The following is a 23,227-nucleotide window of genomic DNA, read 5'->3' as shown; positions in this document are numbered from 1 at the left end:
GCCACTATTGTGGCACTTTCTCTTCGCAGCCGCAAAAAGAAAAGCCCGGCTTTACGACCGGGCTTCCAGATTACTGCGGGTTAGCAGGCTTGCGCGGGCGGCGTCGGCGCTGCCCTTCTCCTGCCGGCTTGCCTTCGCCGCTGCGCCACGGATTGTCACCGGCCGGTTTGCTGTCGTTGCTACGACGCGGCGGTTTGCCCGCTGACTTCGGCGCGCCGCCTTCGGCACGGCGCGGCTGCTGACCGCGACCACCGCCGCCCTGACCGCGACCGCCCTGGCGACCGTTCTGAATCGGCTCGGCTTTGATCGACGGATCCACTTCATACCCCGGGGTTTCGATACGCGGGATCTCTTTCTTCAGCAGACGTTCGATATCGCGCAGCAGCTTGTGCTCGTCCACGCAAACCAGAGAGAGCGCTTCACCGGTTGCCGCCGCACGACCGGTACGGCCGATACGGTGCACGTAGTCTTCCGGCACGTTTGGCAGCTCGTAGTTCACCACGTGCGGCAGCTCTTCAATATCGAGGCCACGGGCAGCAATGTCGGTTGCCACCAGCACGCGGATGTCGCCAGATTTGAAGTCCGCCAGCGCACGGGTACGCGCGCCCTGGCTCTTGTTGCCGTGGATCGCCGCGCTGCGGATGCCGTCTTTATTCAGCTGTTCCGCCAGGTGGTTCGCGCCGTGCTTGGTGCGGGTAAAGACCAGCACCTGCTGCCAGTTACCCTGGCCGATCATCTGGGAGAGCAGTTCGCGCTTGCGCTTTTTATCCACAAAGTGAACGTGCTGCGTCACCTGCTCAGAAGCAGTGTTGCGGCGCGCCACTTCCACTTCCAGCGGGTTATGCAGCAGCTTTTCCGCCAGCGCCTTGATCTCGTCGGAGAAGGTCGCGGAGAAGAGCAGGTTCTGACGACGCGGCGGCAGCTTGGCCAGCACGCGACGAATATCGTGAATAAAGCCCATGTCGAGCATGCGGTCGGCTTCGTCCAGCACCAGAATTTCGATGTTATCGAGCTTCACCGCGTTCTGGTGTTCCAGATCCAGCAGACGGCCCGGCGTTGCCACCAGCACGTCCACGCCGCCGCGCAGCTTCATCATCTGCGGGTTGATGCTGACGCCGCCGAACACCACCAGCGAGCGAATGTTGAGATAGCGGCTGTAGTCACGCACGTTCTCGCCAATCTGCGCGGCCAGTTCGCGGGTTGGGGTGAGGATCAGCGCACGAACCGGACGACGGCCTTTAGCGTGCGGCTGGTTTTTTACCAGCAGCTCTAACAGCGGCAGCGTAAAGCCCGCGGTTTTACCGGTGCCGGTCTGGGCGCTGGCCATCAGGTCACGGCCCTGAAGAACGGCAGGAATAGCCTGCTGCTGGATTGGGGTTGGCTCAACGTAGCCCTGCTCTGCGATCGCGCGCAGAATTTCCGGGTTCAGGCCAAGGGAATCAAAAGACATAAAAACTCCGAACCGCCCCGACCATCACAGGTGTAGTTTTCAGGGAGATATAACAATTAGGAGGACAAAAACCACAATGTCGCGAAGGGGCGGAGTGTAGCAGCTTTTGTGACGTGGCGCATAAAATATCCCTCCGCGTTCCCTCGACGTAAGCGTGAATCAGGCATAATCTTAATCAATCGATTGATTAATTTTTAATGCCGCCATGAATACAACACCCACAACAACCAAAGGTGAACAGGCCAAAAACCAGCTTATTGCCGCCGCGCTGGCGCAGTTTGGTGAGTATGGGCTGCATGCGACCACGCGCGATATCGCCGCGCTGGCCGGGCAAAACATTGCGGCGATTACCTACTATTTTGGCTCAAAAGAGGATTTATATCTCGCCTGCGCCGAGTGGATTGCCGATTTTATCGGCACGCAGTTTCACCCTCACGTCGAGGAGGCCACCGCGCTGCTTAGCCAGCCGTCACCCGATCGCGAGGCCATCCGCCAGCTGATCCTCAATGCCTGCCACAACATGATCCGCGTGCTGACCCACGACGATACGCTCAACCTGAGCAAGTTTATCTCCCGCGAGCAGCTCTCCCCCACTGCCGCCTATCAGCGGGTACACGATCGGGTCATTGCCCCGATGCATACCCACCTGACCCGGCTGATCGCCGCCTATACCGGGCGGGATGCCAACGATACCGCGACAATTTTGCATACCCACGCCCTGCTGGGTGAAATCCTTGCCTTCCGTCTGGGCCGGGAAACCATCCTGTTACGCACCGGCTGGACACAATTTGATGAGGATAAAGCCGCGCAGATCGGTGAGGTGATCGCCTGTCATCTCGATCTGATCCTGCAAGGCTTAACGCAAAGGAGCCTGAAGTCATGAAAAAACCTGTCGCCATCATTCTGGTGGTTGTTGTTTTGCTTGCCGCGGGCGTCGGTGGATGGCTGTGGTACCAGAGCCATCAGGATAAAGGCCTGACGCTGTACGGTAACGTGGATATTCGTACGGTGAACATGAGCTTCCGCGTCGGCGGACGTCTCGCCTCGCTGAGCGTTGACGAAGGCGATGCCATTAAAACCGGGCAGACGCTGGGGATGCTGGACAAAGCGCCCTATGAAAATGCGCTGCTGCAGGCCAAAGCGGGCGTCTCCGTTGCGCAGGCACAGTATGACCTGATGCTGGCCGGCTATCGCGACGAAGAGATCGCTCAGGCTGCAGCGGCCGTCAAACAGGCGCAGGCGGCCTATGACTACGCACAGAACTTCTACGCTCGCCAGCAGGGGCTGTGGAAAAGCCGAACCATTTCCGCGAATGACCTGGAAAATGCGCGCTCCTCCCGCGACCAGGCGCAGGCAACGCTGAAATCCGCGCAGGATAAATTAAGCCAGTACCACACCGGTAACCGTCCGCAGGATATCGCCCAGGCGAAAGCCAGCCTTGAACAGGCGCAGGCGCAACTGGCCCAGGCGGAGCTGGATCTGCACGACACCACGCTTATCGCGCCGTCTGACGGCACGCTGATGACCCGCGCCGTGGAGCCGGGCAGCATGCTCAGCGCGGGCAGTACCGTGTTAACCCTCTCCCTGACCCGCCCGGTCTGGGTACGTGCCTACATTGATGAGCCTAATCTCGGCCAGATGCAGCCGGGCCGCGAGCTGTTGCTCTATACCGACGGTCGCCCGGACAAGCCGTATCACGGCAAGGTGGGCTTTGTCTCCCCTACCGCCGAATTCACGCCGAAAACAGTAGAAACGCCGGACCTGCGTACCGACCTGGTGTATCGCCTGCGCATCATCGTGACTGATGCGGATGATGCCCTGCGCCAGGGCATGCCCGTCACCGTAAAAGTGAACAGCGGGGAACGACATGAATGATGCGGTTATCCAGCTCAACAATCTGGTCAAACGCTTCGCAGGGATGGACAAACCGGCGGTCGCGCCGCTGAACTGCACCATCCAGAAAGGCTATGTCACCGGCCTGGTCGGCCCGGACGGTGCGGGAAAGACCACGCTGATGCGCATGCTGGCGGGGTTGCTGAAGCCGGATGAAGGCTCGGCCAGCGTGCTGGGCCTTGACCCGATAAAAGACGACGGCGCGCTCCACGCCATGCTCGGCTATATGCCGCAGAAGTTTGGCCTGTATGAAGACCTGACGGTGATGGAAAACCTGAACCTGTACGCCGACCTGCGCAGCGTCACCGGCGAAGCCCGACAGAAGACCTTCGCCCGCCTGCTGGAATTTACCTCCCTCGGCCCGTTCACCGACCGGCTGGCGGGCAAGCTTTCCGGTGGGATGAAGCAGAAGCTGGGTCTGGCCTGCACGCTGGTGGGCGAGCCAAAAGTGCTGCTGCTGGACGAGCCCGGCGTGGGCGTCGACCCGATATCGCGCCGCGAGCTGTGGCAGATGGTACACGAGCTGGCGGGCGACGGGATGTTGATTCTCTGGAGCACCTCCTACCTCGATGAAGCGGAACAGTGCCGGGACGTGCTGCTGATGAACGAAGGCGAACTGCTTTATCAGGGCGAGCCGACGACGCTGACGCAGAGCATGGACGGGCGCAGCTTCCTGCTGCACAGCTCGCAGGCGTCCAACCGCTCGCTGCTGCAGCGGGTGCTCAAGCTGCCGCAGGTCAGCGACGGAATGATTCAGGGCCGCTCGGTGCGGGTGATCCTCAAAAAAGAGGCCACCGTCGACGATATTCGCCATGCCCCCGGCATGCCGACGATTGAGATGGAAGAGACGGCGCCGCGTTTCGAAGATGCGTTTATCGACCTGCTGGGTGGCGCGGGGACGTCCGAGTCGCCGCTTGGCGCAATCCTGCACACGGTGGACGGCACGCCGGGCGAAACGGTGATCGAAGCCAAATCCCTCACCAAAAAGTTCGGGGATTTCGCCGCCACCGATAACGTCAATTTCGCGGTAAAACGCGGCGAGATTTTTGGCCTGCTTGGTCCGAACGGCGCGGGAAAATCCACCACCTTTAAGATGATGTGTGGCCTGCTGGTGCCGACGTCCGGCAAAGCGCTGGTGCTGGATATGGATCTGAAGGTCAGCTCCGGCAAGGCGCGCCAGCATCTGGGCTATATGGCGCAGAAGTTCTCGCTGTATGGCAACCTGACGGTCGAGCAGAATCTGCGCTTTTTCTCTGGCGTGTATGGCCTGCGCGGACGGGCGCAGAACGAGAAGATCCGCCGCATGAGCGACGCCTTCGGGTTAACGACGATTGCTTCCCACGCCACCGACGAACTGCCGCTCGGCTTTAAGCAGCGGCTGGCGCTGGCCTGCTCGCTGATGCACGAGCCGGATATTCTGTTTCTGGATGAGCCGACCTCCGGCGTTGATCCCCTCACCCGCCGCGAGTTCTGGCTGCATATCAACAGCATGGTGGAAAAAGGGGTGACCGTGATGGTGACCACCCACTTCATGGACGAGGCGGAGTACTGCGACCGCATCGGGCTGGTGTATCGCGGCAAGCTGATTGCTCACGGTACACCGGACGACCTGAAAAACCAGGCCGCCGACGATGAGGTCCCGGACCCGACCATGGAGCAGGCGTTTATCACCCTCATCCACGACTGGGATAAGGAGAATGCCCATGCGCAGTAACGCCATTTCCTGGCGCCGGGTGCGCGCGTTGTGCATAAAAGAGACGCGGCAGATCGTGCGTGACCCCAGCAGTTGGCTGATTGCGGTGGTGATCCCCCTGCTGCTGCTGTTTATCTTTGGCTACGGCATTAACCTGGACTCCAGCAAGCTGCGGGTCGGGATTTTGCTGGAGCAGCAGAGCGAGGAGGCGCTGGACTTCACCCACGCCATGACCGGCTCGCCCTACATTGACGCCACCATCAGCGACAATCGTCAGGAGCTGATCCAGAAGATGCAGGCCGGGAAGATTCGCGGTCTGATCGTCATTCCGGTGGATTTTGCCGCCAATATGGCGCGGGCGAATACCGATGCGCCGATCCAGGTGATCACCGACGGCAGCGAGCCGAACACCGCGAACTTCGTGCAGGGCTACGCGGAGGGGATCTGGCAGCTCTGGCAGATGCAGCGGGCGGAAGATCGGGGTGAAGAATTTAAACCGCTCATCGACGTGCAGACGCGCTACTGGTTTAACCCCGCCGCCATCAGCCAGCACTTTATTATTCCGGGCGCGGTGACGATTATCATGACGGTCATTGGCGCGATTCTGACCTCGCTGGTGATCGCCCGCGAGTGGGAGCGCGGCACCATGGAGGCGCTGCTTTCAACCGAAGTGACGCGCGTCGAGCTGCTGCTGTGCAAGCTTATTCCCTACTACTTCCTCGGCATGCTGGCGATGCTGCTCTGTATGCTGGTGTCCGTCTTTATCCTCGGCGTGCCGTATCGCGGCTCGCTGGTGGTGCTGTTCTTTATCACCAGCCTGTTTTTACTCAGCACGCTGGGGATGGGGCTGCTCATCTCCACCATCACCCGCAACCAGTTTAACGCGGCCCAGGTGGCCCTCAACGCTGCCTTTTTGCCGTCAATTATGCTGTCCGGCTTTATCTTCCAGATAGACAGCATGCCTGCCGTGATCCGCGCCGTGACCTACGTGATTCCGGCGCGCTACTTTGTGAGCACGCTGCAGAGCCTGTTCCTGGCAGGGAATATTCCGGTGGTGCTGATCGTCAACACGCTGTTTTTACTGGCGTCTGCGGCGATGTTTATCGGGTTGACGTGGATGAAAACCAAACGGCGGTTAGATTAAGGAGCGCGCATGTTTCACCGTTTATGGACGTTAATACGCAAAGAGCTGCAATCCCTGCTGCGCGAGCCGCAAACCCGCGCCATTCTGGTGTTGCCGGTGCTGATCCAGGTTTTACTGTTCCCGTTTGCCGCCACGCTGGAGGTGACCAACGCTACCATTGCCATTTACAACGAAGACAACGGCAAACATTCCGTCGAGTTAACGCAGCGCTTTGCGCGTGCGAAAGCCTTTACCCACATCCTGCTGCTGAAAAGCCCGCAGGAGATCCAGCCTACCATCGACACGCAAAAAGCGCTGCTGCTGGTGCGGTTCCCGGCGGATTTTTCCCGTAATCTGGATACCTTCCAGACCGCGCCGCTGCAGCTGATCCTCGACGGACGCAACTCCAACAGCGCCCAGATCGCGGCCAACTATCTGCAGCAGGTCGTGAAGGATTACCAGCAGGAGCTGATGGACGGCAAACCGAAGCCCAACAACAGCGAACTGGTGGTGCGCAACTGGTATAACCCGAATCTGGACTACAAGTGGTTTGTGGTGCCGTCGCTGATCGCCATGATCACCACCATCGGGGTGATGATCGTCACCTCCCTCTCCGTCGCCCGCGAGCGCGAACAGGGCACGCTGGATCAGCTGCTGGTCTCCCCGCTCGCCACCTGGCAAATTTTCGTCGGCAAAGCGGTGCCGGCGCTGATTGTCGCGACCTTCCAGGCCACCATCGTGCTGGGGGTGGGAATTTGGGCCTACCAGATCCCGTTCGCCGGATCGCTGACGCTGTTTTACTTCACGATGGTGATTTACGGGCTGTCGCTGGTGGGGTTTGGGCTGCTGATTTCCGCACTCTGCTCGACGCAGCAGCAGGCGTTTATCGGGGTATTCGTCTTTATGATGCCCGCGATCCTGCTCTCGGGGTACGTCTCACCCGTCGAGAATATGCCGGTGTGGCTCCAGGATCTGACGTGGATAAACCCGATTCGCCACTTTACGGATATCACCAAGCAAATCTATCTGAAGGATGCGAGTCTGGATATTGTCTGGGGAAGTTTGTGGCCGCTACTGGTCATCGCGGCCACGACGGGCTCAGTGGCGTACGCGATGTTTAGACGCAACATCGCGTAGCTTTTTCTCTTTGGTCAGCAACGAGACCACCGCAGGCCCTGCGAGGATAGCCAGACCCGCCAGGGCCAGCAGCAGGTTGTTTTGCAGGACGCGTGACAGCAGCCACAGGACAATCATCGCTGCACCAAAGTACCAGGTGGTGGTGAGCTCTTCGAGCACATCACCCACCTCACGCCAGCGCGCTTCATGGTGGCGCTGTAAGAACAGCATCGACAGCACGGTGACGCCGTAAAGGACGCATAGCCCCAGGCCAACACGCACCAGCGTGCCGCTCATCCAGCCCATCACCAGTACGGCCACGACCAGTAAATGCAACATTATCTGCCAGCAACTCAGGCCAGTTGCGACACGAACACGTTGTTGCCACTTCATGGCTTCTCTCCTGAAGGATTTTTCTCTGCTTAATCAGACTACCGCACTTTACGGAAAATTCCGTAACGCCGCATCTTTTTGTGACGCCGACTACACTTTATTTTCATTGGGATAGTCACTCAGGAAGGAGCTTATGACGAAAAAAATGCAGCATTTCTCGCTTAAAGTGCTGACGATAAACATTCATAAAGGCTTCACAGCATTTAACCGCCGCTTCATTTTACCGGAGCTGCGCGACGCGGTGCGCACCGTCAGCGCGGATATTGTCTGCCTGCAGGAGGTGATGGGCGCACACGAAGTGCATCCGCTTCACTTTGAGAACTGGCCCGACACGCCGCACTATGAATTTCTGGCCGACACCATGTGGAGTGATTATGCCTACGGCCGCAACGCGGTCTATCCGGAAGGTCATCACGGCAACGCGGTGCTGTCCCGCTACCCCATTGAGCATTACGAAAACCGCGACGTTTCCGTCGGGGAGAGCGAAAAACGCGGCCTGCTTTACTGCCGCATTACCCCGCCCGACCTTGAGCTGCCCATCCACGTCGGCTGCGTTCACCTTGGCCTGCGCGAAGCCCATCGTCAGGCGCAGCTGAAAATGCTGGCCGAATGGGCCAACGCGCTGCCTGACGGCGAACCTGTTGTCGTGGCAGGCGATTTCAACGACTGGCGCCAGCGGGCAAACCACCCCCTGAAGGTGGAGGCAGGACTGGAGGAAATTTTCACCCGGGCGAACGGCAGGCCTGCGCGCACGTTTCCAGTCCGTTTCCCGCTGCTGCGGCTTGACCGCATCTACGTAAAAAATGCCCATGCCAGCAGCCCGACCGCCCTGGCGCTCCTTAACTGGCGGCATCTTTCCGATCATGCCCCGCTCAGCGCGGAGATCCACCTATGAAATGTTCCTGGCAGGAAGGCAACCGGATCACGCTGCTGGTCAACGGGGACGAGTATTACCCGGCCGTGTTTAAGGCGATTGATCACGCCCAGCAGAAGGTGATCCTCGAAACCTTTATCTGGTTCGAAGACAACGTCGGCAAGCAGCTGCACAGCGTGTTGCTGCGCGCCGCCCAGCGCGGCGTCAAAATTGAAGTGCTGCTGGATGGCTACGGCTCGCCGGACCTCAGCGATGCGTTCGTCAATGAACTGACCGCCGCGGGGGTGGTGTTCCGCTACTACGATCCCGGCCCTCGCCTGTTCGGCATGCGTACCAACCTTTTCCGCCGGATGCACCGCAAAATTGTGGTGGTGGATGAGACGGTGGCGTTTGTCGGCGGCATTAACTACTCCGCTGAGCATATGTCCGACTACGGCCCGGAAGCGAAGCAGGATTACGCCATTCGCATTGAAGGCCCGGTGGTGCAGGACATTTTGCTGTTTGAGCTGGAGAACCTGCCGGGGAAAGAGGCCGTTCGCCGCTGGTGGCGACGCCGTCATCGCCCGGAAGAGAACCGGAAGCCTGGTGAAGCGCAGGCGCTTTTCGTCTGGCGCGACAACGGCGAGCACCGGGACGACATTGAACGCCACTACCTTAAGATGCTCGCCAACGCCAAGCGCGAAGTGATTATTGCTAACGCCTACTTTTTCCCGGGCTATCGCCTGCTGCATGCCATGCGCAATGCTGCAAGACGCGGCGTGCGCGTGAAGCTGATCGTGCAGGGTGAGCCGGATATGCCGATCGTCAAAGTCGGGGCGCGGCTGCTGTATAACTACCTGGTGAAGGGCGGCGTCCAGATCTACGAATACCGCCGTCGACCGCTGCACGGCAAAGTCGCGCTGATGGACGATCACTGGGCCACCGTGGGCTCCAGCAACCTCGATCCGCTGAGCCTGTCGCTGAATCTTGAAGCCAACCTGATCATTCACGATCGCCAGTTTAATCAGACCCTGCGGGATAACCTGCAGGCGTTGATCGTTAACGACTGCGTGCGCGTGGATGAGTCCATGGTTCCCAAACGCACCTGGTGGAACCTGGGCATCAGCGTGGTGGTGTTCCACTTTCTGCGGCATTTCCCGGCGATGGTCGGCTGGCTGCCAGCGCATACGCCGAAGCTGGCGCAGGTGGACCCGCCGGTACAACCCGAAATGGAAACCCAGGACCGCATAGAAGCGGAAGACGGAGGCAAACCCTGATGTCGAAATCGCATCCACGCTGGCGTCTGGCAAAAAAGATCCTCACTTGGGTATTCTTTATTGCCGTCGCGGTGCTGCTGGTGGTCTACGCGCAGAAAGTGGACTGGGAAGAGGTGTGGAAGGTTATCCGCAACTATAACCGGATGGTGCTGCTGGGCGCGACGGGGCTGGTTATCGTAAGCTACCTGATGTACGGCTGCTATGACCTGCTGGGTCGGGCCTACTGCGGCCACAAGCTGGCCAAACGTCAGGTAATGCTGGTGTCGTTTATCTGCTACGCCTTTAACCTGACGCTGAGCACCTGGGTCGGGGGGATTGGCATGCGCTATCGCCTCTACTCGCGGCTCGGGCTGCCGGGTGGGACCATCACACGCATTTTTTCCCTGAGCATTACCACCAACTGGCTGGGCTATATTCTGCTCGGCGGGGTGATCTTCACCATCGGCGTGGTGCAGTTGCCCGCGCACTGGTATATCGATGAGGCTACGCTGCGCATTCTGGGCATCGCACTACTGCTGATTATCGCCGTTTATCTCTGGGCCTGCGCCTTTGCCAGACGCCGTCATATGACCATTAAAGGGCAAAAGCTGGTCCTGCCCTCGTGGAAGTTTGCGGTGCTGCAGATGGCGGTTTCCAGCGCCAACTGGATGGCGATGGGAGCCATCATCTGGCTGCTGATCGGCGAGGACGTAAACTACTTCTTCGTGCTGGGCGTGCTGCTGGTGAGCAGTATTGCCGGGGTGATTGTGCATATTCCGGCGGGGATCGGCGTGCTGGAGGCGGTGTTTATTGCCCTGCTGGCCGGGGAGCATGTTTCTCAGGGAACGATTATCGCCGCCCTGCTGGCGTACCGCATGCTGTATTACTTCCTGCCGCTGGCGCTGGCCACGGTCTGCTATCTGGTGCTGGAAAGTCGGGCGAAAAAGCTGCGGGCGAAGAATGAGAGGATGCTAGCGAAGTGAATAAGTCGGGTGGCGGCTTCGCCTTACCCGACCTACGGTTCGCGCTTCGTAGGCCGGGTAAGGCGAAACCGCCACCCGGCAAAGCAATCTTAACGACGGTTGCCAAGAATTCGCAGCAGCATCAGGAACAGGTTGATGAAGTCCAGATAGAGCGTCAGCGCGCCCAGAATCGAATATTTGCGCAGGTTTGAACTGTCGCGCACGTCGATCTGCTCGCCGATGTTTTTCAGCTTCTGCGTGTCATAAGCCGTCAACCCGACAAAGAGCACCACCCCGATATAGGTCACGGCCCACATCAGCGCTTCGCTCTTCAGCCACAGGTTCACCAGTGACGCCAGCACAATCCCAATCAGCCCCATAAACAGCATGCTGCCGAAGCCGCTCAGATCGCGCTTCGTGGTGTAACCGTACAGGCTCATCGCACCAAACATCCCGCCGGTGACCACGAAGGTGCTGGCGATGGATGAGTAGGTGTAAACGATAAAGATGCTGGAAAGCGTCAGCCCCGTTAGCGCCGAATAGAGCATAAACAGGGTCGTTGCCATGCCGGCACTCAGCTTGTGCACCAGACCCGAAAGCACAAACACCAGCGCCAGCTGCGCGATGATCAGCCCAAAGAAGGTGATTTTGCTGGAGAAGATAAACATCATCAGCTCCGGCGTATTCGCCGCATACCACGCGATAAACGCGGTAAGCAGCAGGCCAACCGTCATCCAGCCGTACACCTGAGCCATATACGTCTGCAGGCCGCTACGGGTCTGCTGTACTATTGAATCGGAACGCGGAAATCGGTCCATGATTCACTCCTGATTAAGATTAAGTAGACACACTCGTTAAGAGTAACACATCCACGTAAACCGACTACCAACGGCTGGCGGCCTGTTTATCGCTATCGCGAGATTCTACCCAGCGATCGCCTTCCGGCGTGGCTTCGCGCTTCCAGAACGGCGCTTTGGTTTTGAGGTAATCCATAATGAACTCCCCTGCCGCAAACGCGCTGCCGCGGTGGGCGCTGGTCACCCCGACAAAGACAATCTCCTCGCCAGGCCACATCTCACCGATGCGGTGAATCACCGTGACGCGCCCGAGCGGCCAGCGGTCCCGCGCCTCGTCCACTATCTCCGCCAGCGATTTTTCCGTCATGCCGGGATAATGCTCCAGCGTCAGCGCCTTCACGCTGTCACCAAGGTTGTGGTTGCGCACCTTGCCGGTAAAGGTCACGACCGCGCCGTCTTCATCGCGTTCCGCCAGCCAGCTGTATTCGGTCCCCACGTTAAATCGCTCGGGGCTCACCAGAATGCGGGTTTCAGACATCTTAGCCCCCTGTGACTGGCGGGAAGAAGGCCACTTCATCCCCGGCCTTCAGCGGATGGGTAAGCTCCACCAGCGTCTGGTTAACGGCGGCCAGCAGCTTGCCTTCATCCAGCGCCAGCGCCCAGCGGTCGCTCTGTGCCGCCAGATGCGCGCGCAGGGCCGCAACGTTTTCAAAAGAGGCATCCAGCGTCAGGCTGTCGGTATTCACCAGCTCGCGCACCTGCGCAAAAAAGAGCACCTTAATCATGGCTGTCCACCTTAAAATCACCGGATTTGCCGCCGCTTTTTGCCAGCAGGCGAACCGGGCCAATCACCATATCTTTCTGCACCGCTTTGCACATGTCGTAGATGGTCAGCGCGGCAACGGAGGCCGCCGTCAGCGCCTCCATCTCCACGCCGGTTTTGCCGGTTAAGCGGCAGAGTGACTCAATGCGCACGCGACTCTGCTCCGGCTGGGCCTGCAGGTTCACCTCCACCTTGCTCAGCATCAGCGGATGGCACAGCGGGATGAGATCCCAGGTGCGCTTGGCGGCCTGAATACCCGCGATGCGCGCGGTGGCAAAGACATCACCCTTGTGATGGCTGCCGTCGATAATCATCGCCAGCGTTTCCGGCAGCATGGTGACGAACGCTTCGGCGCGCGCCTCGCGCACCGTTTCCGCTTTGGCGGAGACGTCAACCATATGCGCTTCGCCAGCGGCGTTAATGTGGGTCAGTTGTGACATAGCTTATTTCTTTAAATGGGGATGGAAATTACACGGACGGGTACGGGCATCCAGCTGCGGGGCGATGATGTTTTCCCACGCGGTTCGGCAGGCTTTCGTCGAGCCCGGCATGGCGAAAATCAGGGTTTTGTTCGCCACCCCGGCAACGGCGCGCGACTGCAGCGTGGAGGTGCCAATCTCTTCAAAGGAGAGCATGCGGAACACCTCGCCGAAGCCTTCCACCTCGCGGTCGAACAGCGGGAGCAGCGCTTCAGGCGCCTGATCGCCCGCTGTAAAGCCGGTGCCGCCGGTGATCAGCACCACCTGCACCTCATCACTGGCGATCCACTGCGAGACCTGCGCGCGAATGGCGTAGCGGTTCTCCTTCACGATCGCTTTATCAACAATGTTATGCCCCGCGTCATGGGCCGCCTCCCGCAGCCAGTGGCCGGAGGTATCATCCTCTTCGCCACGGCGGTCGGAAACGGTAAGGATCGCAATGCGTGTCGGGATAAATTCTGCGCTGACCTGACTCATCTTCTGATTCCTTCTTAAGACTGGTTACCCGCCAATGTAAGACAGGTTCTGAGTAATGCCGGTATTGCCCTGATGCAGGAAGTGGGTCTGTTTTTTATGCGTCAGTGCTTCAGAAATGCGCGCTTCAAGCGCGTCCTGCTGCGCATCGTCTTCCAGCAGATCGCGAAGGTCCACGCCGCCGTCGCCGAACAGGCAGAGATGGAGTTTGCCCACGGAAGAGACGCGCAGGCGGTTGCAGCTGGCGCAGAAGTCTTTCTCGTAAGGCATGATAAGCCCGATCTCGCCTTCATAATCAGGATGGCAGAAGACCTGCGCCGGACCGTCGCTGCGCTGGCGGATCTGGTGGATCCAGCCGCGCCTGAGCAGTTCGTCGCGTAGCACCATGCCGGAGATGTGATGGCGGCGAAACAGCTCGCTGCCCTCGCCGGTTTCCATCAGCTCAATAAAACGCAGCTGAATGGGGCGGGTTTTGATCCACGCCAGGAAGGTATCGAGCTGGTGATGGTTTACATCACGCATCAGCACCGTGTTGACTTTGACTTTTTCGAAGCCGGCCGCAAATGCCGCATCGATACCGTCCATGACCTGCTGGAATTTATCCTGGCCGGTAATGGCGTGAAACTGGCGGGCGTCCAGACTGTCCACGCTGACGTTAATAGCGGTTAAGCCCGCATCGCGCCAGGTGGCTACGTCGCGCGCCATACGGTAACCGTTGGTGGTCACCGCAATCTGGCGGATACGTTCGTTTTCACGCACGGCGGCAATGATGTCGGGGAAATCGCGGCGCAGCGAGGGTTCACCGCCGGTAAGGCGCACTTTTTCGGTGCCGAGCTCAGAGAAGGCGCGCGTGACGCGGCGCACTTCATCCACGGAGAGAAAGCCGTTATTGGTGACGCTGCCCGGTTTGTAGCCGTCAGGCAGGCAGTAGGTGCAACGGAAATTGCACACATCGGTAATCGACAGACGTAAGTAATAAAACTTACGCGCGAAAGCATCAGTAAGTTGTGAAGCCATGTACACCTTTCCAGATACGGGAGGCACAGTCATTTCTTTCTGTACCCTGGTGGCAAATTCGCCACGGCCAGAGCGCCATATCTTTCGACACAGGCACAAGGGCTAGAGTGTATGTTTTCAATGTTGAAAACGTGGTTAGGGCGATAGTAGCGCGGAAATTCGGACAGCGCCATTGTCGCTTTTCGCTATATAATTACGTATATAGCGAATCATTCGCCCATTTTCGCTACAGAATACCTAAAAATCGCACTTTCACATTGATATACGTCATTTTGCATCGGGTGAGGCATCGTCTTTTAGGGGTAGTTAGGTTACTGTTACGCGATCGAACGTGATAAGGAATACGTATGCGCAATCGCACTTTTGCGGATCTTGACCGAGTGGTCGCTCTTGGCGGAGGCCACGGCCTGGGCCGCGTCATGTCCTCATTGTCGTCACTCGGCTCAAGGCTGACAGGGATAGTGACCACCACCGACAACGGCGGCTCAACCGGGCGGATCAGACGTGCCGAAGGCGGCATTGCCTGGGGCGATATGCGCAACTGCCTGAACCAGTTAATTACCGAGCCGAGCGTCGCGTCGGCGATGTTTGAGTACCGTTTTGGCGGCAATGGCGAACTTTCCGGACATAACCTCGGAAATCTGATGTTAAAGGCGCTGGATCACCTGAGCGTAAGGCCTCTCGAAGCCATCAATCTGATCCGTAATCTGCTCAAAGTGGACGCATTCCTGATCCCCATGTCTGAACAACCGGTTGACTTGATGGCCATCGACGCCGAAGGGCATGAAGTTTATGGCGAGGTGAATATTGACCAGCTCCTTCTGCCGCCAACGGAGTTAATGACCTATCCGAGTGTGCCCGCCACGCGTGAAGCGGTAGAGGCAATCGGGGAAGCGGATCTTATCCTGATCGGCCCGGGCAGCTTTTACACCAGCCTGATGCCGATCCTGCTGGTGAAAGAGCTGGCGCAGGCGCTGCGTCGCACCCCTGCGCCAATGGTTTACATCGGTAACCTCGGACGTGAGCTGAGCCCGGCAGCCGCAAGCCTGTCGCTGTCGGATAAACTCAATTTGATGGAGCATTACGTCGGAAAGAAGATCATTGACGGCGTGGTGGTGGGGCCGAAGGTGGATGTATCCGGTATCGGCGATCGCCTGGTGGTGCAGGAGCCGCTGGAGGCCTCAGACATCAAGTATCGCCACGACCGCCATCTGCTGCGCGAGGCGCTGGAGAAGGCGATTCAGGCGCTGGGTTAGATTCGTTTTGTGAGGCCTGATGCCCTCACCCCGGCCCTCTCCCACGGAGCTGAGGAACCCCCTGTAATTTCTCTACACGAAGCGATGAATGTTGCTTCAGAAAAATGAACGGCTTGCAGCGACGCCCTGGTCCGGCTGTAAATCGCTGAGGCGTTTCCTGCAGGCCGGGGCGAGGCGCAGGGATGCGCCGAGAGGGCGGGCTTTACATGGACGTTGCCTCCGCCCGTACCCGACAAGCCGGAAGGAATAAGCCGAGGGCACCGCGAAGCGGCGATTTACCGCCGGGAGCCCGGGTCGCCAGGGCGGCGGCGACTGAGCCGCCCTGGCACGTTCACCGGTATAGGAATCACAGAGTAGCAAGGAACATAAAGTGAACGGAATGACCACCGCTGCCGTATGTTCCCCTCACCCTAACCCTCTCCCCAAAGGGGCGAGGGGATTGTTCAGTGCTCGCAATAATTTGTGGGGATTCCTCAACCCACGGGGAGAGGGAGAAAACAACGCTTTACTCACGACGCCGCGATAAACAGATCCCGCAGTTGATGAAGCTGGTCGCGGATCTGCGCCGCCTCTTCGAACTCCAGGTTCTGCGCGTGCTGCATCATCTGCCCTTCCAGCTCGTGGATTTTCTGCTGCAGCGCTTTTGGCGTCAGCACGACGGTATCTTCTTCCACCACTGAACGCGCCTTGCCGCGGCCTTTCGCTTTGGTTTTGGCGATGTTCTGACCCAGCGCCAGAATATCCACCACCTTCTTGTTCAGCCCCTGCGGGGTAATGCCGTGTTCTTCGTTGTAACGCTGCTGTTTCTCGCGGCGGCGCTCCGTCTCACCAATCGCCTTCGCCATCGACGGGGTAATTTTGTCACCGTACAAAATCGCTTTACCGTTGACGTTACGCGCGGCGCGGCCAATGGTCTGAATCAGCGAACGCTCGGAACGCAGGAAGCCCTCTTTGTCCGCATCCAGAATCGCCACCAGCGAGACCTCCGGCATATCGAGACCTTCTCGCAGCAGGTTAATCCCTACCAGCACGTCAAACTCGCCCAGACGTAGGTCGCGGATAATCTCCATGCGCTCCACGGTATCGATATCCGAGTGCAGATAACGCACCTTCTCACCGTGCTCTTCAAGATACTCGGTCAGGTCTTCCGCCATACGCTTGGTGAGCGTGGTCACCAGCACGCGCTCGTTGATGGCGGAACGGGCGCGGATCTCTGAGAGCAGGTCGTCCACCTGCGTGGCCACCGGACGCACCTCGATAACCGGATCCAGCAGCCCGGTCGGACGAACCACCTGGTCAACCACCTCATCGCCCGATTTTTCCAGCTCATAGTTGCCCGGCGTGGCCGAGACGTAGATGGTTTGCGGCGCCAGCGCCTCAAACTCTTCAAACTTCATCGGACGGTTATCCAGCGCTGACGGCAGGCGGAAACCGTACTCCACCAGCGTCTCCTTACGCGCCCGGTCGCCACGGTACATCCCGCCGATCTGCGGGATCGTGACGTGGGATTCGTCGATCACCAGCAAACCGTCGGCCGGAAGGTAATCAAACAGCGTCGGTGGCGGCTCCCCCGGCCCGCGCCCGGAGAGGAAGCGGGAGTAGTTTTCAATGCCGGAGCAGTAGCCCAGCTCGTTCATCATCTCCAGGTCGAACTGGGTACGCTGACTCAGGCGCTGCTCTTCCAGCAGCTTATTGTTCGCCAGCAGCACCTTGCGGCGCTCGGCCAGCTCCACTTTGATCTCTTCCATCGCCTGCACGATTCGCTCGCGCGGCGTCACGTAGTGCGTTTTCGGGTAGATGGTGAAGCGCTGGATCACCGACTCAACGTGTCCGGTCAGCGGGTCGAAGAGCGACAGGCGTTCAACCTCTTCGTCAAACAGCTCGACGCGCAGCGCCATATCGTCCGATTCTGCCGGGAAGATGTCGATCACTTCACCGCGCACGCGGAAGGTGCCGCGCTGGAAGGCCTGGTCGTTGCGGGTGTACTGCAGCTCCGCCAGGCGACGCAAAATCGCGCGCTGGTCAATGATCATCCCCTGCGTCAGGTGCAACATCATCTTGAGATAGAGATCCGGATCGCCCAGACCGTAGATCGCGGAAACCGAGGCAACGACGATCACATCGCGACGCTCCAGAAGCGCCTTTGTGGCCGACAGTCGCATCTGCTCGATGTGTTCGTTCACCGAGGCATCTTTCTCAATGAAGGTGTCAGAGCTCGGCACATAGGCTTCAGGCTGGTAGTAATCGTAGTAGGAGACGAAATACTCTACCGCGTTTTCCGGGAAGAACTCTTTCATCTCGCCGTATAGCTGCGCCGCCAGGGTTTTATTGGGTGCCAGCACCATCGTTGGGCGCTGGAGATCCGCAATCACGTTGGCAATGGTAAATGTTTTACCCGAGCCGGTGACCCCCAGCAGCGTCTGGTGCGCCAGCCCATCCTCCAGCCCCTCTTCCAGACGACGGATCGCCTCAGGCTGATCGCCAGATGGACGGAAAGCAGAATTCAATTTGAACGGTTTACTCATGGGCGACAACCTGATGACGTTATAAGCGGCAGGTGAGTAATTTTACTCCTTGTTGCCAGGAATGCCAGTAAAAAACACTGGATGAAAAACCAGTAGCATGTCAGGATATTTAGAGTAGCGCCTGAATGATTAGCGCGATAGCGACCAAAATTTGGACTGTGACAACATAAAACACCAGTCAGGTCAGGTTATCCCCAGAACTTTTTCTTTTTTAACATTTGTCAAGCCAGGTAATGATAGTTTTGTGGCAACCGGTGACACTTTCATGACGGGAATTGCTTTTATCTAAGCAATTAAAAACTAAACGATATTTTCTAAAGCCGCGTTTCGCGTCAATTTGGGCGTAAGCCGCGTCTTCTCTCGCTTATCGCGTGTTTTCTAACTCTAATGCACATGGTTATCCACAGGAATAGTGGATAACTGCTTCCAGCCCATACAGACTGGCGCTCCGCAAATTCCCGGATTTTCCCACGAGACGGCGGCAAAAAATTTTTATAGCTATTTTTTGCTGATTAACAGTTGCGTCATTCATAACCAACCGATGCGATCTTGCTCACATTTTCACCCTTTCGGGCTCTGCACCACAACTCACCACCACCAGCACCGTCGATGTGCAAGCCCGGTTTTTATCCGCCGCGCTTCTGTGACTTATTCCTAAAAAAGTCGCTTTTTTAACCACTTTCCGCTTTATGGCAGGGGTTTTGCAGATTCATCCACGAGCCACACCTACACACATTTTTAAGGAGAGAAAGATGTTGAGTCTGCGTGCAGTGAATCAGTTTTACGGAAGTCAACATACGCTATGGAATGTGGATTTAGATTTTCCGCAAGGGATGTGTACAGGCGTCGTTGGTCTGCCGGGCATGGGGAAAACCACCCTCATGAATTGCATCGCCGGGAAAGTGCCTGTCGAAAGCGGCAGCATCATCTGGTATGAGGCGGGCGCACCGCCGCGTGATTTGCTCCACCCGCCGTCAGAACAGCGCTCCGGGCCGGGGATTGGCTATGTCTCGCAGGACAGGCGGATCTTCTCTCAGCTAACGATTGAGGAGAACCTGCATATCGCCATGCGGGCGACGGGGAAACCTAACCCGGAGGCGAAAAATGACGTTTACGACTTGTTTCCGGCGCTCTATGGGGTGCGGCAAACCCGCGCCAACACGCTCTCTCCGGACGACCAGTATCAGTTGGCGCTGGCTAATGCGCTGGTCAACCGCCCTCACCTGCTGATCCTGGATGACCCCCTGCACGGCGCGGGGCACAGCGTTGCCCAGAAGCTGGTGCAGCTGCTGGGGCGATTAAACCGGGAGTTAGGGATGACGGTGCTGTTAGCGGAGCAGCAGCTGTCGTTTATCCGTCGGGTGGCGGACCGTTTCTGTATGCTCTATCGCGGGCGTAACGTGGCGCAGGGCCACGTTACCGAACTGGATGATGAGCTTATCGCTCACTGGATGTCGCGGGAAGCAAAACGCTGAGATCGAGATAACGTCCTGTTTCGGCATTTTCCGCGCCGTCAGCAAGCCATGGGATCTCCCCGAGGCACGGCGCGGGCAGGACGCGCCTGAGCGTCGCCAGATACTCCAGGTGTCGTTTACCCGGCGCAACCACGTCGTTGGCTATCCAGCCCGCCAGACGCAGCCCGGCCTGCTGTACGGCCTGCGCGGTCAACATGGCGTGATTGATGCAGCCCAGCTTGACGCCGACGACAAGAATGACCGGAAGCTGCTCGGCCTGCACCCAGTCAGCAAACGTCTGCGTGTCCGAAAGCGGCGTAAACCAGCCGCCAGCCCCTTCCACCAGCACCCAGTCGGCCTGATTTTCCAGCGTCCGCAGTCCGGCAGACAGCACGGCGAAATCAATCGGACGACCTTCATCGGCGCTGATAATGTGCGGCGAGGTCGGCTCGGCAAAGGTGTACGGATTCACCGCGGAATAGGCGAGTTCACGCGTGCTGTTACGCTGGAGCGCCAGCGCGTCGGTGTTGCGTAACCCTTCCGCCGTCATCTCGCTGCCGGACGCCACGGGCTTATACCCGGCGGTGTTTTTCCCGAGCAGCCGTGCCGCCTGCAGCAGCGCCGAGCTGGCCACCGTTTTGCCCACTTCTGTGTCCGTGCCGGTGACAAAATAACGTTCAGTCACGTTCGATAATCCCATGAAAAAGTTGATAGGAGAGCGGGAATTGACCCCGCTGCTGCGGCCAGGCCAGCTCAAGACGCTGCAGCTGACCGCGGGTGAGCGGTTTTTTCTCGCGTCCGGTATGCAGGTGCGTGGCGCCTATGCCTTTCAGCGAACGCATGGCGCTGAACGCATCGCTAAAATTGAGCGTGATGGTCTGCACCACGCTGCGAGCGCGCCAGCCTGCCAGCGCCTGCGTCACCTGCTCATGCGATAAAAACCGGTTAGCATGCGGCTGTTCATCAACTGCCTGCCAGGCCTGATTCAGCTCCGGCAGCGAACTTTCCAGCAAGGTGGTAAACGCCACCTTCCCGCCCGGTCGCGCCACGCGATAAAGCTCGCGCAAGGCCTGCGGCAGGCTGCTGCACCACTGAACCGCCAGATGGCTCCAGACCAGATCAAACTGCGCGTCCGCCAGCGGGATCGCCTCGATATCGGCCAGCAGATAACGATCTGCTGCCTGCCGCTGACGCGCCTCTTCCAGCATCTGTGCTGAGAGATCGATTGCCGTCACCTGGCTTCCCGCTCCGCGCCAGTAGCGGCTGTTGCTGCCGGGACCACAGCCGGCGTCCAGCACCTGTGGAAAACCGTTCTCGCCAAGGGCGGCCAGAAGCCCCTGCGCGCTCAGACGCTGCAGCTCATCATGCTGCGAATAGCTCTGCGCGGCGCGGCCAAATGCCGCCGCGATGGCCTGCTTATTCACCGGCATCATGGAGCACCTCCAGCAACGTCTCAATATCCTGTCGTTCATGCGCCGCCGTCAGGGTTAAGCGCAGCCGCGCCGTGCCCGGTGGGACGGTGGGCGGGCGGATGGCGGTCACCCACATGCCGCGCAGGCGCAGCGCCTGTGCCAGGGCCAGCGCGCGGGCATTTTCACCGACAATCACCGGCTGGATAGCGCTCTGCGAATCGGTGCTGCAGAAGGGCAGCGCCGCGAGTCCCTGACGGAAGCGGGCGATATGCTCTGCCAGCCGCTGGCGACGCTCATCCCCTTCCGCGCTGCGGATGACTGCCAGCGAAGACGACAGCGCCACGGCCTGCGCCGGAGGCATGCTGGTGCTGTAAATCAGGTGGCGGGCAAACTGCAGCAGATAGTCGGCGACGGATTCGCTGCACAGCACGGCGGCACCGCTAACGCCAAAGCCTTTGCCGAAGGTGACAATCAGCAGTTCCGGCTTCACGTTTTGCTGATACGCGCTCCCGCGCCCTTCGTCGCCCATCACGCCAGTGCCGTGGGCATCGTCCACCAGCAGCCAGGCATGCTGCCGCTTTGCGGCCTCGTGCAGCGCGGCAAGCGGCGCGCTGTCGCCGTCCATGCTGAACACCCCTTCCGTGACCGCCAGCTGTTGTCCTTCGCAGGGTTTATCCAGCAGCGCAGCAAGCTGTCCCGCATCGTTATGGGCAAAACGCCGCAGCTGCGCCGGGCTTAAATTTGCCGCCTCCAGCAGGGAGGCGTGGCTTAAGCGATCGGCGACAATGCGATCGACCTTCCCCATCAGGGCCGTGATGACCGCCTGGTTGGCGGCAAAGCCGGAGATAAACAGCAGCGCGCGCGGGTAGCCGAGCCAGTCAGCCAGTTCCTCTTCCAGCGCCTGATGCGCCGTGGTGTATCCACTGACGTGTCCCGATCCGCCGCTGCCCACGCCAAACCGCTCCGCGCCCTGCTGCCAGGCGCGGATAATGGCCGGATGCTGGCTCAGCCCGAGATAGTCGTTGCTGGAGAAATTGCAGAACCGCTGGCCTTCACGGGTAAGAAAACGGCCCGCGCCGTTTTCCACCACCCTGCGAACGCGAAATGCCTCTGCCGCCCGACGGTCGTCGAGCGCAGAGTTGATACGTGCCTGCCAGGTCATACGGCTGCCGCGTTGTAGAACTGGTCGGTGTCGGCGTTGAAAATCTGCTGCTCCAGCTGCTGCTGTTGCTCGTTATCACCCGTCAGCACCTCGGTCTGATGCGGGTTCAGCCCCAGCTTGCGGAACAGCTGAACGTCTTTGTCCTCTTCCGGGTTCGGCGTGGTCAGCAGCTTGCAGCCGTAGAAGATGGAGTTGGCGCCGGCCATAAAGCACATCGCCTGGGTCTGCTCGTTCATCTGCTCGCGGCCCGCTGAGAGGCGAACGTAAGACGTTGGCATCATGATACGCGCCACCGCGATGGTGCGGATAAAATCAAACGCATCCACGTCCTCGTTATCCGCCAGCGGCGTGCCCTTGACCTTCACCAGCATGTTGATTGGCACGCTTTCCGGCGGGGTCGGCAGGTTCGCCAGCTGCAGCAGCAGGCCCGCGCGGTCTTTCACCGTTTCGCCTAAGCCCACGATGCCGCCAGAACAGACCTTGATCCCCGCGTCACGCACTTTATCCAGCGTATCCAGACGCTCCTGGTAGGTACGCGTGGTGATGATATTGCCGTAAAATTCCGGCGAGGTGTCGAGGTTGTGGTTGTAGTAATCCAGCCCCGCGGCCGAGAGGCGCTGCGCCTGCTCTTCGTTGAGCGTACCGAGGGTCATGCAGGCTTCGAGGCCCATCTCCTTCACGCCCTTAACCATCTGCTCCAGGTACGGCATGTCGCGATCGTGCGGGTTCTTCCACGCCGCGCCCATGCAGAAGCGGGTTGAGCCAGCGTTTTTCGCCTTGCGCGCGGAGTCGAGGACCTGCTCGACCTCCATCAGGCGCTCTGACTCCAGACCGGTTTTGTAGCGCGCGCTCTGCGGGCAATATTTGCAGTCTTCGGGGCAGGCGCCGGTCTTGATCGACAGCAGCGTGCTGACCTGAACATGGCGGGGATCGAAATGCTGACGATGCACCTGTTGGGCTTCGAACATCAGCTCAAGGAAAGGTTTGTTGAATAATTCAGTAACTTGCGACATCGTCCAGCGTGCGTGGTGAGCCATCGGGCTTCTCCAAAGGGTTTTGTTAATTTTCGGTTCGGTTTATACTCGTAAA

At 59.1% G+C, this 23,227-nt stretch carries 23 protein-coding genes and 1 riboswitch; of the genes, 10 read left to right on the top strand and 13 right to left on the bottom strand.

The genetic code is table 11. The features are described 5' to 3' along the window. Positions 1-70 precede the first annotated feature (70 nt). Positions 71-1,450, bottom strand: coding sequence for an ATP-dependent RNA helicase RhlE (gene rhlE, locus KGP25_RS07140; protein ID WP_045909499.1), 1,380 nt, complete (start codon positions 1,448-1,450; stop codon positions 71-73). 205 nt (positions 1,451-1,655) lie between these two features. On the opposite strand from rhlE, the gene cecR reads away from it, so the two are divergent. Genes cecR through KGP25_RS07115 form a run of 5 tightly spaced genes read left to right on the top strand, consistent with a single transcriptional unit; the run spans position 1,656 to position 7,296 of the window. Further along, positions 1,656-2,333 (top strand): transcriptional regulator CecR, encoded by a 678-nt coding sequence (cecR, locus tag KGP25_RS07135; protein ID WP_045909498.1) that lies wholly within the window; start codon positions 1,656-1,658, stop codon positions 2,331-2,333. Then, complete coding sequence (hlyD, locus tag KGP25_RS07130; protein ID WP_048027006.1) at positions 2,330-3,325, top strand: secretion protein HlyD; 996 nt, start codon at positions 2,330-2,332, stop codon at positions 3,323-3,325. Before cecR ends, hlyD begins: the two co-directional genes overlap by 4 nt. Beyond that, positions 3,318-5,057, top strand: a complete 1,740-nt coding sequence (locus tag KGP25_RS07125; protein ID WP_223540169.1) for an ATP-binding cassette domain-containing protein — start codon at positions 3,318-3,320, stop codon at positions 5,055-5,057. The genes hlyD and KGP25_RS07125 overlap by 8 nt, the downstream gene beginning before the upstream one ends. Continuing rightward, positions 5,047-6,180, top strand: coding sequence for an ABC transporter permease (locus KGP25_RS07120; RefSeq protein ID WP_045909495.1), 1,134 nt, complete (start codon positions 5,047-5,049; stop codon positions 6,178-6,180). Before KGP25_RS07125 ends, KGP25_RS07120 begins: the two co-directional genes overlap by 11 nt. 9 nt (positions 6,181-6,189) lie before the next feature. Further along, the gene (locus KGP25_RS07115) at positions 6,190-7,296 is read left to right on the top strand and encodes an ABC transporter permease (protein ID WP_223540168.1); all 1,107 of its coding nucleotides are present in this window, start codon (positions 6,190-6,192) and stop codon (positions 7,294-7,296) included. Here KGP25_RS07115 and KGP25_RS07110 read toward each other — a convergent pair. Next, positions 7,258-7,668 carry a YbhQ family protein gene (locus tag KGP25_RS07110; RefSeq protein WP_023334980.1) on the bottom strand — a complete coding sequence of 137 codons (411 nt, stop codon included), beginning with the start codon at positions 7,666-7,668 and terminating at the stop codon, positions 7,258-7,260. The two genes, KGP25_RS07115 and KGP25_RS07110, sit on opposite strands and share 39 nt — an antisense overlap. 133 nt (positions 7,669-7,801) lie before the next feature. Between KGP25_RS07110 and KGP25_RS07105 the strand changes: the two genes are divergently transcribed. Genes KGP25_RS07105 through KGP25_RS07095 form a run of 3 tightly spaced genes read left to right on the top strand, consistent with a single transcriptional unit; the run spans position 7,802 to position 10,760 of the window. Next, positions 7,802-8,563 (top strand): endonuclease/exonuclease/phosphatase family protein, encoded by a 762-nt coding sequence (locus KGP25_RS07105; protein ID WP_048222143.1) that lies wholly within the window; start codon positions 7,802-7,804, stop codon positions 8,561-8,563. Continuing rightward, positions 8,560-9,798 (top strand): cardiolipin synthase ClsB, encoded by a 1,239-nt coding sequence (clsB, locus tag KGP25_RS07100; protein WP_045909491.1) that lies wholly within the window; start codon positions 8,560-8,562, stop codon positions 9,796-9,798. The genes KGP25_RS07105 and clsB overlap by 4 nt, the downstream gene beginning before the upstream one ends. Then, a complete protein-coding gene (locus KGP25_RS07095) occupies positions 9,798-10,760 on the top strand; it encodes a YbhN family protein (RefSeq protein ID WP_223540167.1) in 963 nt (320 codons plus the stop codon). The genes clsB and KGP25_RS07095 overlap by 1 nt, the downstream gene beginning before the upstream one ends. An 89-nt stretch (positions 10,761-10,849) precedes the next feature. Here the strand turns inward: KGP25_RS07095 and KGP25_RS07090 are convergent, their stop codons facing one another. From KGP25_RS07090 to moaA, 6 genes are all read right to left on the bottom strand, one after another. After that, on the bottom strand, positions 10,850-11,557 hold the full coding sequence (locus tag KGP25_RS07090; protein ID WP_069719576.1) for a Bax inhibitor-1/YccA family protein: 708 nt from the start codon (positions 11,555-11,557) through the stop codon (positions 10,850-10,852). Between the two features lie 64 nt (positions 11,558-11,621). Then, positions 11,622-12,074, bottom strand: coding sequence for a molybdopterin synthase catalytic subunit MoaE (moaE, locus tag KGP25_RS07085; RefSeq protein ID WP_039266008.1), 453 nt, complete (start codon positions 12,072-12,074; stop codon positions 11,622-11,624). A 1-nt stretch (position 12,075) separates the two neighbouring features. After that, a complete protein-coding gene (gene moaD / locus KGP25_RS07080; protein WP_008501143.1) occupies positions 12,076-12,321 on the bottom strand; it encodes a molybdopterin synthase sulfur carrier subunit in 246 nt (81 codons plus the stop codon). Beyond that, positions 12,314-12,799: a cyclic pyranopterin monophosphate synthase MoaC gene (gene moaC / locus KGP25_RS07075; RefSeq protein WP_023292962.1), complete on the bottom strand. Its 486-nt coding sequence runs from the start codon at positions 12,797-12,799 to the stop codon at positions 12,314-12,316. Before moaC ends, moaD begins: the two co-directional genes overlap by 8 nt. Positions 12,800-12,802: 3 nt before the next feature. Beyond that, a complete protein-coding gene (moaB, locus tag KGP25_RS07070; protein WP_045403780.1) occupies positions 12,803-13,315 on the bottom strand; it encodes a molybdenum cofactor biosynthesis protein B in 513 nt (170 codons plus the stop codon). A gap of 24 nt (positions 13,316-13,339) precedes the next feature. After that, positions 13,340-14,329 carry a GTP 3',8-cyclase MoaA gene (gene moaA, locus KGP25_RS07065; protein WP_053076358.1) on the bottom strand — a complete coding sequence of 330 codons (990 nt, stop codon included), beginning with the start codon at positions 14,327-14,329 and terminating at the stop codon, positions 13,340-13,342. After that, positions 14,317-14,451: riboswitch (molybdenum cofactor riboswitch) on the bottom strand. Its footprint overlaps the gene before it by 13 nt. Positions 14,452-14,676: 225 nt before the next feature. Between moaA and yvcK the strand changes: the two genes are divergently transcribed. Next, positions 14,677-15,585, top strand: a complete 909-nt coding sequence (gene yvcK, locus KGP25_RS07060; protein ID WP_028015643.1) for a uridine diphosphate-N-acetylglucosamine-binding protein YvcK — start codon at positions 14,677-14,679, stop codon at positions 15,583-15,585. A 509-nt stretch (positions 15,586-16,094) separates the two neighbouring features. Here yvcK and uvrB read toward each other — a convergent pair. Continuing rightward, positions 16,095-18,110 carry an excinuclease ABC subunit UvrB gene (gene uvrB, locus KGP25_RS07055; protein WP_045909484.1) on the bottom strand — a complete coding sequence of 672 codons (2,016 nt, stop codon included), beginning with the start codon at positions 18,108-18,110 and terminating at the stop codon, positions 16,095-16,097. Between the two features lie 752 nt (positions 18,111-18,862). Here uvrB and KGP25_RS07050 point away from each other — a divergent pair. Further along, positions 18,863-19,585: an ATP-binding cassette domain-containing protein gene (locus tag KGP25_RS07050; protein WP_223540166.1), complete on the top strand. Its 723-nt coding sequence runs from the start codon at positions 18,863-18,865 to the stop codon at positions 19,583-19,585. Here KGP25_RS07050 and bioD read toward each other — a convergent pair. From bioD to bioB, 4 genes are read right to left on the bottom strand one after another with little or no spacing between them, the layout of a single operon-like run. Further along, positions 19,548-20,249: a dethiobiotin synthase gene (gene bioD / locus KGP25_RS07045; RefSeq protein ID WP_048026995.1), complete on the bottom strand. Its 702-nt coding sequence runs from the start codon at positions 20,247-20,249 to the stop codon at positions 19,548-19,550. The genes KGP25_RS07050 and bioD overlap by 38 nt on opposite strands. Then, entirely contained in the window at positions 20,242-20,997 is a 756-nt protein-coding gene (bioC, locus tag KGP25_RS07040; protein ID WP_223540165.1) for a malonyl-ACP O-methyltransferase BioC, read from the bottom strand. The genes bioD and bioC overlap by 8 nt, the downstream gene beginning before the upstream one ends. Then, a complete protein-coding gene (gene bioF, locus KGP25_RS07035; RefSeq protein WP_223540164.1) occupies positions 20,981-22,138 on the bottom strand; it encodes an 8-amino-7-oxononanoate synthase in 1,158 nt (385 codons plus the stop codon). Before bioF ends, bioC begins: the two co-directional genes overlap by 17 nt. Further along, positions 22,135-23,175: a biotin synthase BioB gene (gene bioB / locus KGP25_RS07030; RefSeq protein WP_008501133.1), complete on the bottom strand. Its 1,041-nt coding sequence runs from the start codon at positions 23,173-23,175 to the stop codon at positions 22,135-22,137. Before bioB ends, bioF begins: the two co-directional genes overlap by 4 nt. Between the last annotated feature and the right edge of the window lie 52 nt (positions 23,176-23,227).

It is taken from the genome of Enterobacter sp. JBIWA003 (assembly GCF_019968825.1).
GTDB lineage: Bacteria > Pseudomonadota > Gammaproteobacteria > Enterobacterales > Enterobacteriaceae > Enterobacter > Enterobacter quasiroggenkampii.
This window is presented reverse-complemented; position numbering and strand designations above follow the sequence as displayed.